Genomic DNA, 12239 nt, shown 5'->3' with positions numbered 1-12239 from the left:
GGGCCGCTGTCCACGGCCCGCCGGGGCCCTCGGCCCGTCGCGCCTCGACGGCGGGAGCAGCCGTCCCGCCGCTCCGCCTCAGAACAGGCTCAGGAGCGCCTCCGCCGGGTCCACCAGGCCCGATTCGCCGTCCGGCAGGGGCAGTTCGAACCACACCGTCTTTCCGCGAGGGGTTCGCCGGGAGCCCCAGGCGGCGGACAGCAGGCCGACGAGCTGAAGGCCCCGGCCGCCCTCGTCGGTGTCCCGGGCGCGGCGGCGGCGCGGCTGCACGAGGCCCGCGTCCCACACCTCGCACACCAGGGTGCGGTCGAGGAGCAGCCGGAGTCTGATCTCCCCCTCGCCGTACCGCAGTGCGTTGGTCACCAGCTCGCTGACGAGGAGTTCCGTCGTGTCCACGAGGGGTTCCAGGTCCCAGGCCTGAAGCTGGGTGCGCGCGTACTCGCGGGCGCGGCCCACGCTGCGCGGCTCGCGCGGCAGCGTCCAGTCTCCGACGGACTCGGCGGGCAGCCCCTGAACACGTGCCATCAGCAGGGCGATGTCGTCCTCGCCGTGGTGGGTGTCGAGGGTGTTGAGGACGTGGTCGCAGACGTCCTCCAGGGGGCGGGTGGGGTCGGTCAGGGCGCCGACGAAGGCCTGCAGCCCCTCGTCGAGGGGATGGTCGCGGGATTCGACCAGCCCGTCCGTGTAGAGCGCCAGCAGCGCGCCCTCGGGAAGTTCGACCTCGACCTCCTCGAAGGGCTCGCCGCCCACGCCGAGCGGCATCCCGGGCGGCACGTCGAGCATGAGCGCGCTCTCGCCGGGTTCGACGAGCACGGGCGGCAGATGGCCCGCGTTGGCGAAGGTGCACCGGCGCGTGACGGAGTCGTAGACGGCGTACACGCAGGTCGCGAGGTACACCTCGGAGAGGTCGGCATCGCGGGGCTGGCGGGCCGTGCGGGTGGCCTGCTGCACTCCGCCGGGGGTGCCGAGGCCGCGGGCGATCTCGTCCAGCGCCGAGAGGACCTCGGCGGGTTCCAGGTCCAGCAGCGCCAGCGTCCGTACGGCGGTGCGCAGTTCACCCATCGCCACGGCGGCGCGCAGCCCGCGCCCCATCACGTCACCGACGACCAACGCGGTGCGGTGGCCGGGAAGTTCGATCACGTCGAACCAGTCGCCGCCCACCTCGGTCGCCGCGTTGCCCGGCAGGTAGCGGCACGCGATGTCCAGGCCGGAGGCCTCGGGGTCGCCCGGGGGCAGCAGGGAGCGCTGGAGGATCAGCGCGCGCTCGTGCTCACGGCGGTACAGGCGCGCGTTGTCGATACAGACGGCGGCACGCGCGGCCAGTTCCACCGCGAGCGCGCGGTCGCGTTCCCCGAACGGCTCGCTGCCCTTGGTGCGGGAGAACTGGGCCAGCCCGACGACGGTGTCGTGGGCGACCATCGGGACCGCGAGGGTGGACTGGATGAGACCACTCTCGTCGGCCGGGATGTTCTGCGGCCGCGCGGTGCGCAGAGCGTCCGCGCAGGGCGAGTTGAAGGGGTAGTGGTGGACCGCGCCCACGGCCACCGGTGCGGGCCCGCCGACGAACGGCGCGTCGGCGACGGCGCTGGCGAAGGCGACGCGGCGCAGTTCGGCGCTGCCGTCGGCCAGGCCCGGCGGGGTCTCGTCACCGGCCAGCAGGCCCTGGTACAGGTCGACCGTCGCCAGATCGCAGAACCCGGGGACGACGACGTCGAGGAGTTCGCGTGCGGTGGTCTCCAGGTCGAGGGAGTTGCCTATGCGGGCGCCGGCCTCGTTCAGGAGGGCGAGATTGCGCCGGGCTGCGGCCGCCTCACGGGCGGCGGCGCGGCGGGCGGTGATGTCGGTCCCGAGCCAGGCGATGCCGATGGGGCGTCCGGTTCCGCTGTGCACGCGGTACAGGTTGACGGACCAGTGGCGGCGCTCGTCGGACCCGGGGACGTGGCCGGTGACGTGCATGTCCGTGATGGAGTCGCCGGTCTCCAGGACGCGGCGCAGGGTCGCCGAGACACGTTCGGCCTCCGCGTGCGGCAGGTAGTCGTGGACGCCGCGCCCGCGATGGTCGTCGACGGTGCCGCCGAAGGTCGAGGCGAACCGCTGGTTGGCGCGGCGGACGTGCAGCTCGGTGTCGATCAGCAGGAAGCCGAAAGGAGATTGACCGAAAATCGCCTGCGAGGCAGCGAGGTCCGTCTCGATCCGGCGGAGGGTGCGGACATCCACGACGATGCACACGGCGGCCCGCTCGCCGTCCTCCGTCGTGGTGGGCATCACATAGACCTCGGCGAGCCCCTCAGCCCTCTCGCCGACGCCGTCGGGGTCGGCGTCGAGGGGGTCGGGCATCCGGAACGGGACCACACCGGTCCACTCGCGGCCGTCCAGGATCTCCGCCATCTTGCGCTGCCCGAACTCACGCCGGTCGGGGGTGACGAACGCCTCGATGGGGTCCCTGCCCACGGCGCGTTCGGAGGAGATGCCGAAGAGCTGTTCGGCGCGCGCACTCCACTGGTCGATCAGCCCGTCGGCGCCGATGGAGAAGGAGGCGACCTTGATGTAGTCGTACATCGAGCCGGGCGGGCTGCTCTGCCACATGGCGTCGCCCGCGCAGTCGCCCTCGCCCGGCGTCGTGCGCAAGGAGTCGCGGGCCTCACCGCCCGCGGAACCGACCTGACCTCGAGCCTCACCGCCCGCGGAACCGACCTGGCCCCGAGCCTCACCGCCCGCGGAACCGACCTGGCCCCGGGCCTCGCTCCGGGAGCCTTCCTCGCTCCGGGATGCCTCCTCGCTCCGGAAGGCCTCCCCGCCGAGCGACCCGCGACGGACGGCCTGCTCGGCACTCGTGCCGCTCCGGGAACCGTCCGCGGCATCCGCCCCGCCGGGCGGCGTGCGCCGGGCGTCGCCCGCAAAGGGGCCCCCGTCGGGCGTCTCGCGCACGGAGTGGTTCCCCGAGTCGCCCGCAGGATCGCCCGACGCATCAGCCCTCGCGCCATCCGACGGGTCCTCGGACTCCGTGGCCTTCGCTGGTATCTCGCTCACGCGAACCGTCCCCTCCAGCTCACCGCGTCCGGCACCGGTCACCGGAGGCGGCTGCCCGCAGTATCCAGCACTACGGCGCCGCACGACACGGTGTTCACGATCACAGCAGGGTCCCGATGGTTTTTGGACCCGCCGCGACATACTCCCAGTCTTCTAACCAGGTCGCGCCCCCTCGAACCAAAGAGTCCGGCAAGCGCCAGTGGCCTGAACCATACGGTCGCATCCGGCCGTGCCCGGACGCGCCCCCGCCCGCCCCGCCAGGCCTGCTCACGGGGCCGCTCGGCCGAGGAGGGTCCGCCGGCGCTCAGCCCGGTACCGCGAGTTCGAACCAGACGGTCTTGCCGGCCTCCGCGAGGCGGGTACCCCAGCGCCGCGACGATCCGGCCACCAGCTGGAGTCCGCGGCCGCTCTCGTCCCCGGCGTCGGCGGTCCGCTCGCGCGGCGGTTCGGGCAGCGGGTCGGACACCTCGACCAGCAGGGTTTCGCCCGGCAGCCCGTCGGGGCGGACGAGTCGCACTCCGATGGGGCCGGTGGCGTACCGCAGGGAATTCGTCACGAGCTCGCTGACCAGCAGGGCGGCGATGTCACCGAGCGAGTCCAGCTCCCACGTGCGCAGCTGGCTCCGGACGACGGCGCGTGCCGTACGGACGGCACCTGGCTCCGCGGGAAAGGTCCACTCGGCACAGTCGCCTTCGGTGTCGATCACGCCGATCACTTCCCAGGCCAGCAATCCATGTCCGATTTCGTGGGGTTAATGGGCACATACCCGATATACCGGGCGCCTTACCGCCCACGGAGGCGCACTGTGGCACGAACGGCGTACGAGCCGCGAAACCCGTTCCGCCCTTTTCCTTACGCCATCCGTACGACGCGTGCGCCGCGGCGACCGGGGCACGGCCGGGGCACACCGGCACTGGCGTGCGCCGGGCCGTCACGCCTGCGCGTCCAGCCTCTGCAGCACGCCCTTCACCGCCGGCGCGTCCTGGTCCAGCCAGTCCACGTCCCAGATCTCGTCGGGCGTCAGCCAGCGCAGCTCGTCGTGGTCCTCCAGGGGCCGGGGCTCTCCGGAGAGCAGCCGGGCGGTCCACACCCGCAGGACGTATCCGGGCTTCAGGGGCCACTCGCCGGGGATCCGCTCCAGCGGTTCCGCCTCCACGCCCAGTTCCTCGCGCAGTTCGCGTACGAGCGCATGCTCGGGGGTCTCCCCCTCCTCGACCTTGCCGCCCGGCAACTCCCAGCGCCCGGCCAGCTCGGGGGGCGCACTGCGGCGCGCGGCGAGCAGGCGTCCGCCGCCGAGCAGGGCGGCTGCGACGACCACGATCCGTTCCATGCGCCGGAGCCTACGGGAGCGCCGCCCCGGTCACCGGCTTCCGTTCTGTCCGATGCGCTCGACCCAGTAGAGCTGCTTGTGCCCGCGATCGTCGAGGCTGTCCGCGATCTTCTGGGCCTCCGCGCGGGTCGCGTACCTGCCGACGCGATAGCGATTGCCGTTGTCGTCCTGTCGTATGACGAGCCAGGGAAGAGTGATCGTGCCGTCGTTCATCGCGCCCCTCCACTTCCCGTCCCGGGCCCCCGTCGTGCTCCGCCCTCCAAGGAAACCGCAATCCGCATATGCCCGAGCCTACGCCTAACCTTCACGCAGCGAATACGGCTTTTCACAAAGAGGTACGCAACCAGCCAATAAGGGAGCCGGGGCCGGGGGGCGCGCGCCGCGGAACGCGCTGCCGGCCGCTCCCGGGGCGCCGTCGAGCAGGGCTAAGTCCTTTCCCGGCGCAGCACTTGAGAAAGGCCAGATTCCAACCAGGCTTCGGTAGTGGCCACTTGGCGGCCGGCCTGGTCGGCGCGGCCGCCGTGTCACGGCAGTGGCCACCAGGCGCTTCCGGTCCCCGAAGACCCGTCCGCCACAGCGCCCGCAGGCGCCCCACGCTCCTTCACTCCCGGGCCGAATCCGGGCACTTCGCTCGACGGCATCCTGCCCCCGCCCCCGTCGGCCCGCATGCCGGCACTCCTCCCCCGGGCCCACCTCGGGCCGTATGCCGGCACCCCCCGGCCCCACCGCCGGTCCGCATGCCGGCACCCGGCCGCCGGGGCGTGCCTTCCGCGGGCGACGGGGCGGCGCCCCATCCGCCCCTCGGCAGACCCGTCCGGCCGGCCGCCGGAACGGCGCCCGCTACTTCACCGGCAGGTGATAGGCGATCCGGTACCGGTCCGCCGGGACGACGACGTCGGCCGTCTCCACCGGACGTCCCGACGCGTAGAACGTCCGCTGGATCACCAGGACCACATGCCCGGGGACCCCGCCGAGCGCGAGCAGTTCCTCGGCGAGGCCCGGGCGCGCTCCGACTTCCTCGGTGACGTTGTCCACGATCACGTCGATGGCGGCCATCCGCTCGACCACGCCCATGCCGCCGAGCGGCCCCTCCTCGGGGAGCATGACGGGGGTGCGGCCGGTGACGGCGAGGGGTTCCCAGGACGTGGAGAGCATCATCACCTCGCCGCCGTCACGGTAGACGTAGTGCGTGCACATCACGCGGTCGCCGGGCCGGATCGACAGCCGCTCGGCGATCACGCCGCTCGCCTCTACCTGCCGACTGTGGGACTCCCAGGTGCCGCGCGCGGCGAGCTCGGCCTGCTCCTGCCGGAAGGGGGTCGCGCCGCTGTCCGGGCGGTACCCGGAGCGGGCGACGCGGCGCGGCACCGGGCGCTCGCGCACATATGTGCCCGATCCGGAGCGGCCCTCGACCAGCCCTTCGGCCATGAGCACCTTGCGGGCCTCCAGCGCGACGGTGTCCGAGACGCCGTACTCCTCGCGGATTCTGGCCTGCGAGGGGAGGCGGGTGTGCGGTGGCAGCGAACCGTCGACGATCTTCTTGCGGAGATCACCCGCGACGCGCAGATACGCCGGCTGCTCACCGAATGTCACTTAGCCGCTCCCATCAGGTTGTACAGACAGCAACAGCGTGGCAACCGTGGGTTGTGCCATGCAAGCAAAGGCCAGAGAATCACTCGATGTGATGACGAGATCTGTACAAGGGCTTTACGCAGGCACTTTCTCCCCGCTATAGCCGCCGTCACACCTCCATGCCGGTGCCACTTCCCGCGCCGCTTCCGTCGCCGCCCTCCTCGTCGACCGCCGGCGGTGTCGTGGCGAGGCCCAGAGCCTTGCGTGCGGTGACCGTCTTCTTGGGGTCGATGAGCTTCATGGCCTTCTCGTAGTGGGCGTAGAAGGCCTCGGCGTCCTCCGCCTTCGCCGCCTCGGCCCACTCCTTCCGCGACCGTCCGATGTCCTCGACCAGCGCGGTGACCGGCTTTCCGGCGGCCGGGGCGAAGGTGTGGCCGCGGAGCCGGTCCGCCTGTCGGCCGAGCGCCTCCACGACGTCGGTCGCCCACTTCTTGTGGCCGGGCAGGTCATCCTCGACGTACTCCTCGTCGGGCGCCGCCTCCATCGCCCTGTTGAGGATCTGGGCGGCCCCCAGGTAGGCGTACTGGTCGGGGTCGAGCGTCAGGGAGTCCTTGCGCAGCGAGCCCGTCAGGCTGCCCTTCTCGTCGGTGTTGCCGAACAGGCACGTGATCTCGCGGTCACCGAGGCGCCAGCTCTGCGAAGTCGGGGTGAAGTAGTACACGTCGACGTCGTCCGGGACGGCCCAGGTGTCCATCGCGTAGCTGTCCTTCAGCGCGTAGCACCGGTCGTCGGCGGTGTCGGTGATCGAACTGTCTCCGGGGTAGCCGCCGCTGTCGCGCAGCTCGAAGTCCGCGAAGACCTCGGCGTCGTGCTCGCCCGTGCAGGGCACCTTGTCGACGTCGTACGCCATGCCCTCCAGCGCACCGCCCGGCGCGTCGAAGCACTCGCCCTTCTCGAGCGAGAAGGCGGCGCCGCCCCCGTCGTTCGCCGCGTCGCGGAAGCCGTCCCAGAAGTCACGGGCACCGCCGGTCGCCACCGCGACCGCGAGCAGCACGACGCCGATCGACGACATCACCATGCCGCCCACGGCCATACCCCGGCCGCGCTCCCCCCGCTTCTTGATCTGCGCGAGCGCCACGGCCCCGAGCACGAGACCGATGGCGGGCAGGAAACAGAGGATGCCGAGCACGAGGGCGGAGATGGCGAGCCCGTTGACCGGCGCCGGACTGTTGTACGGGGAGTAGCCCTGGCCCCACGACTGGTACTGCCCGGGGACTCCCGGCCGCGGGTACGCCCCGGGCTGCTGGTACGGACCCTGTTCACCGGGCTGCGGATACGCCCCGGACTGCTGGTACGGACCCGGTTCACCAGGCTGCGGATACGCCCCGGGCTGTTGATACGGCCCTTGGGGGTGCGAGGGGTACGCGGGGTGTCCGCCCGGCGGCGTCCCCGGAGGCGGATACTGGTCCTCGGGCTGCTGCGACCCGGGCGGCGGGGGTATGGCCACGAGTTCCCTTGCTCCTAGTCCAGGCGGGATGGAACGTGCGTACGGCTGCCAACTGACTGGGCGCATCGTAAGCGCGCGGCGACCGGGCGCGGAACGCGGGCAGCCGGCTGCCCCGCCCGTCATGCCACGGCCTCCGCGGTCACCGCATCTAACCTGCGGGCATGACTCCCTTGCCGGACTGTTTCTGCCCCGTGGACGGAACCCGCGTCCCCGGGGGTTCCCTCGCCTGGTGCTGCCCGGTGTGCCGCGGTCCGCTCGACCTGGACTTCGCGCCGACGCCGGCGCCCCTCAAGTCCCTGACGGGGCGGGTGAACTCGCTGTGGCGGTACGCGGAGTGCCTGCCGCTGGCCGCTCCCTCGGTGAGCCTGGGTGAGGGCCGCACCCCGCTGGTCCCGCTCCGGGACGGCATCTCGGCCAAGCTCGACTTCCTGATGCCGACCCTGTCGTTCAAGGACCGCGGGGCGGTCCTGCTGACCGAGCTGGCGCTGCGGCTGGAGCCCCGGCAGGTGCTCGCGGACAGCAGCGGCAACGCGGGCACCGCGATCGCCGCCTACTGCGCGCGGGCCTCGCTGCCCTGCACGGTGTACGTCCCCGAGGGCACCTCGCCGAAGAAGCTGGAGCAGATCGAGGCGCACGGGGCGCGGCTGCGCGTCGTCGAGGGCGACCGTGAGGTGACGGCGCGGACGGCGCGCGAGGACGCCGACGAGCCCGGCACCTTCTACGCCTCGCACGTCTTCAACCCGTATTTCCTGCACGGCACGAAGACCTACGTCCACGAACTCTGGGAAGACCTCGGCGGACGGCTCCCCGACGTCATCGTGGTCCCCGTCGGCAACGGCACCCTGCTGCTCGGCGCCGCGCTCGCCGTGGCCGAACTGTACGCGGCGGGGCTCCTGGACCGCCGGCCCGCCCTGTACGCCGTGCAGTCCGCCGCGGTCGCACCGCTGGCGCACGCCTGGTCGAAGGACGCGGACGACCTGGTCGGCGTCACCCCCATGGCGCCCACCTTCGCCGAGGGCATCGCGATCCCGGCTCCGCCCCGGGCCCGTCAGATCCTGCGGGCGGTACGGGACTCCGGGGGCACCTTCCTGACCGTGACGGAGGATCAGATCCGCCACGCCCAGACGGATCTGGCCTCCCGCGGGCTGTACGTGGAGTCCACGGGGGTGGCCTGCTGGGCCGCCGTCCGAGAGGGAGCGCTCGGGGAACGCTCGGCGGTTGTGCCGTTGTGCGGGGCGGGACTGAAGACGGGGCTGGCGCGGGCGTGACGGACGGCGGCCCCGCGCCGCCGCCGGAACGGCCCCGCGGGTCAGCCTCCCGGAGCGCCGCCGTATCGGCTCCCCCGGCGAGCATCCCGCACCCCCGTCAAGACGGCTCCCCGGGCGAACGGCCCCTTGCCGCCGCCGGAACCGTGTCGTCGGGCGAACGGCCCCTGCCGCCACCGGAACCGTGTCCTCGGGCGAACGGCCCCCTGCCGCCGCCGGATGCCCTCCGTGCGGCACGGGCAGCGCGGACCTGCGCCCCCGGAACAGCTCCCCCCGGCGAACGGCCCGTACCGCCGCCGGCTGCGCTCCGTGCGGCACGGGGCAGTGCGGGCGCGCGCCGTCGCCGGATGCGCTCCGTCCGTGGGACGCCCCGGCGCGCGTACGGCTCCCCGGCCGTCGCGCGCCGCATGGTCGGACGGTGATCACCCCGCGCCGCCTCGTCCCGTTGCTCGCCGCCGCCCTGCTGCTGCCCGTCCCCGCGGCGTCCGCAGCCGACGGGCCCCGGGGCTGCGCGGAGGGCGATCCCGCCTGGTCCCCCACCGCGACGACGATCGATCCCGCGGACAGCCACCATCCCTACGTCGGGAACGGCTATCTCGGCGCCCGCGTCCCGCCCGCCGGCACCGGGTACGCGGCCACCGGCGAGAGGACGGGCTGGCCCCTCTACACCCCGCGCTACGACGGCGCCTTCGTGGCGGGGCTCTACGCCCGGGGCCCGGAGAACACGGCCGGCCGCGAAGCAATGGCCGCGCTGCCCTCCTGGACGGGTCTCGACATCCGCGTCGGCGACGAGACGTACGGCGCGGGCAGCCGGACCTCGCACTACCGCCAGACCCTCTCCCTGCGCTGCGGATACGTCCGCACCTCCCTGACCTGGACGACCACCGACGGACGCCGCACCGACCTGACGTACGACGTGCTCACCGCCCGGGACTCCCCGCACACCGGGGCCGTACGCCTGCGCCTCACCCCGCACTGGGACGGCGAGGTCACCGTCACCGACCGCATCGACGGCCGCGGGGCCCGGCGCCTCACGCAGACGGGCACCGTCCGCTCCGGCCACCGCACGACGGGAGTGGCCTTCCACGCGGACGGCACCGCGGTGGACGGCGCGGTGGTGTCCACGCTGGAGGCGCCCCGACGCCCCCGGCGGGCCGTCGCACACGGCACGCTCGGCGCGGACCGGCCGGCGACGTTCCAGGTCCGCGCGGGCCGCGCCGCCGACGTCACCAAGTACGTCGGCGTCGACACCTCGCTCACCGCGCACGATCCCCGCGACGCGGCCCGCAGGGCCTCGCTGCGCGCCGCCGACCGCGGCTGGGACGCGCTCGTCGCGGCGCACACCACGGCCTGGCGCGCGCTGTGGAGCGCGGACATCGAGGTGCCGGGCCACCCGGACATCCAGCTGTGGACGCGCTCGGCGCAGTACGGCCTGCTGTCCGCGCTGCGGGCCGGAGCCCGCGACAGCGTCGCACCGGCCGGGCTGACGAGCGACGACTACGCGGGCATGGTCTTCTGGGACGCCGAGACGTGGATGTTCCCCCCGCTGCTCGCCACCCGGCCCCGACTCGCCCGCCCCGTGCTCGAGTACCGCTACCGCACACGCGGCGCGGCGGCCGACAACGCGCACAGGACCGGCGTCAAGGGGCTGTTCTATCCGTGGACGAGCGCGCGGCACGGCCGGCTGTGGACCGAGTGCCAGAGCTGGAACCCGCCGCACTGCCTCACCCAGAACCACCTCCAGGGCGACATCGCGCTGGCCGTCTGGCAGTACTACCTCGCGACCGGGGACCGCGCGTGGCTGCGCACGCACGGCTGGCCGCTGCTCAAGGGCCTCGCGGAGTACTGGACTTCGCGGGCCACGGCGAACACCGACGGCTCGTACTCGGTCAAGGGCGTCGCCGGGCCGGACGAGTACAGCAACGGCGTCGACGACGGCGTGTACACGAACGGCGTCGCGGCCACCGCCCTGCACGCCGCGACCCGCGCGGCGGCTCTTCTCGGCACACCCGCCGCCCCCGAGTGGGCCGAGGTCGCGGGCGGGCTGCGCATGCCGTACGACCCGGAGCGCAGGATCTTCCTCCAGTACGCGGGGTACGACGGGTCACGGATCAAGCAGGCGGACACCGTTCTGCTGATCTACCCGCTGGAGTGGCCGATGCCCGAGGGCGCCGCGTCCGCGACCCTCGACCACTACACGGCGCGCACCGATCCGGACGGCCCCGCGATGACCGACTCGGTGCACGCGATCGACGCGGCCGCGATCGGTGAACCGGGCTGCGCCGCGTACACCTTCCTCCAGCGCGCCTACCGGCCCTTCGCCCGCGGCCCGTTCGCCCTCTTCTCCGAGGCGCGCGGCGACAAGGCGGGCGCGGGCGACACCCTCGCCGGGTCCCCGGCCCAGGACTTCCTCACCGGCAAGGGCGGCTTCCTCCAGATCTTCACCCACGGACTGACGGGACTGCGGCTGCGCGAGGACGCCCTGCGTCTCGATCCGCTGCTCCCGCCCCAACTGTCCGCCGGGGTACGCCTGTCGGGCCTGCGCTGGCGCGGCCGTACGTACGACGTCGCCATCGGGCCCACGACCACGACCGTCCGGCTGCGCTCCGGCGCCCCCTTCACCCTGGAGACGCCCGAAGGGCGCCGCACGCTCACCGGCACCACCACCCTCAGGACGCGCCGCCCTGACCTCGCCCCGACCGCCGACCTCGCCCGCTGCCGCAAGGCGACGGCCACCTCGTCGGAGCCCGGCCTCTACCCGGAGGCGGCGGTCGACGGCAACGCGGCGACCGCGTGGGTACCCGACGCCGACCGGGCCTCCCTCACGGTCGACCTGGGACGCGTGACCCCGGTCGGTTCCGTCCGGCCGGCCTGGACGACGCGGCCCGCTTCGGCCCGTGCCGACGTCTCGGCGGACGGGCGGGCCTGGCACGCGCCCGACGGCGGCGCGGCCCGGTACGTACGCGTGAGCGTGCAGGGGCCCGCGGCGCTCACCGCGCTGGACGTACGGCGCTGAGGGCGGAACGGGTGCCGGTGCGCGTCCCCGGCTCAGTCGGCGGTGCCCGGCTCCACGACCCACTCGGCCCGCAGCCCGCTCACCGAAGCGATCATGTCGAAGTCGCCGTCGTAGCGCAGGACCGTGGCTCGACGCCGCTCGGCGACTGCCGCGACGAGGACGCCAGCCAGCGACAGCGCCCGGTGAAAGCCGGCGTTCAGGGCCAGAGCCTGGGTCTCGAGCGTCCGCTCGAACTCTTCGTCATGGCGGGGCAGGTAGTCGAATCCATGGAGCAGGGGGCGTAGCCGCAGTGCCTCGGGCTTGCGCCCGCCGGCCCGTCGGTCCCAGCACAACCCCGGCACGGGGTAAACCAAGGGGTCCGACTCCAAAGAGCCGAACCCCTCCTGAACTGCATGTCTGCCAGATCAGTGACGTGGTGGCGCGTCACCCGCTACACGTTGAAGCGGAATGTCTGCGGGCTGATCCTGACCTGCGGCGGAGCCCCACCCAGGGCCCTGACCTGGGATTTCTTCGTTGGCA

Annotated in this window: 9 protein-coding genes; 2 read left to right on the top strand and 7 right to left on the bottom strand. The window is 73.2% G+C overall.

Annotation, left to right across the window (positions count from 1 at the left end):
- Positions 1–78 precede the first annotated feature (78 nt).
- The 6 genes from H305_RS0135790 to H305_RS0135765 all read right to left on the bottom strand — a co-directional run bounded on the left by H305_RS0135790 (position 79) and on the right by H305_RS0135765 (position 7439).
- Positions 79–3030 carry a SpoIIE family protein phosphatase gene (locus H305_RS0135790; protein WP_028804681.1) on the bottom strand — a complete coding sequence of 984 codons (2952 nt, stop codon included), beginning with the start codon at positions 3028–3030 and terminating at the stop codon, positions 79–81.
- Positions 3031–3334: 304 nt separating this feature from the next.
- On the bottom strand, positions 3335–3745 hold the full coding sequence (locus H305_RS0135785) for an ATP-binding protein (protein WP_028804680.1): 411 nt from the start codon (positions 3743–3745) through the stop codon (positions 3335–3337).
- Between the two features lie 216 nt (positions 3746–3961).
- On the bottom strand, positions 3962–4360 hold the full coding sequence (locus H305_RS0135780; RefSeq protein ID WP_028804679.1) for a (deoxy)nucleoside triphosphate pyrophosphohydrolase: 399 nt from the start codon (positions 4358–4360) through the stop codon (positions 3962–3964).
- Positions 4361–4390: 30 nt separating this feature from the next.
- Complete coding sequence (locus H305_RS0135775) at positions 4391–4573, bottom strand: SPOR domain-containing protein (RefSeq protein WP_028804678.1); 183 nt, start codon at positions 4571–4573, stop codon at positions 4391–4393.
- Between the two features lie 627 nt (positions 4574–5200).
- Positions 5201–5953: a GntR family transcriptional regulator gene (locus H305_RS0135770; RefSeq protein ID WP_028804677.1), complete on the bottom strand. Its 753-nt coding sequence runs from the start codon at positions 5951–5953 to the stop codon at positions 5201–5203.
- A 148-nt stretch (positions 5954–6101) separates the two neighbouring features.
- Positions 6102–7439: a DUF4190 domain-containing protein gene (locus H305_RS0135765; protein ID WP_028804676.1), complete on the bottom strand. Its 1338-nt coding sequence runs from the start codon at positions 7437–7439 to the stop codon at positions 6102–6104.
- 161 nt (positions 7440–7600) lie between these two features.
- Between H305_RS0135765 and H305_RS0135760 the strand changes: the two genes are divergently transcribed.
- On the top strand, positions 7601–8707 hold the full coding sequence (locus H305_RS0135760) for a threonine synthase (protein WP_028804675.1): 1107 nt from the start codon (positions 7601–7603) through the stop codon (positions 8705–8707).
- A gap of 415 nt (positions 8708–9122) precedes the next feature.
- Positions 9123–11720, top strand: coding sequence for a glycosyl hydrolase family 65 protein (locus H305_RS0135755; RefSeq protein WP_028804674.1), 2598 nt, complete (start codon positions 9123–9125; stop codon positions 11718–11720).
- A 32-nt stretch (positions 11721–11752) separates the two neighbouring features.
- Here H305_RS0135755 and H305_RS0135750 read toward each other — a convergent pair whose 3' ends face one another.
- A complete protein-coding gene (locus tag H305_RS0135750) occupies positions 11753–12073 on the bottom strand; it encodes a hypothetical protein (protein WP_234021367.1) in 321 nt (106 codons plus the stop codon).
- Between the last annotated feature and the right edge of the window lie 166 nt (positions 12074–12239).

Origin of the sequence: Streptomyces sp. 142MFCol3.1 (assembly GCF_000424945.1) — a bacterium.
Classification (GTDB): Bacteria; Actinomycetota; Actinomycetes; order Streptomycetales; family Streptomycetaceae; genus Streptomyces; species Streptomyces siamensis.
This window is presented reverse-complemented; position numbering and strand designations above follow the sequence as displayed.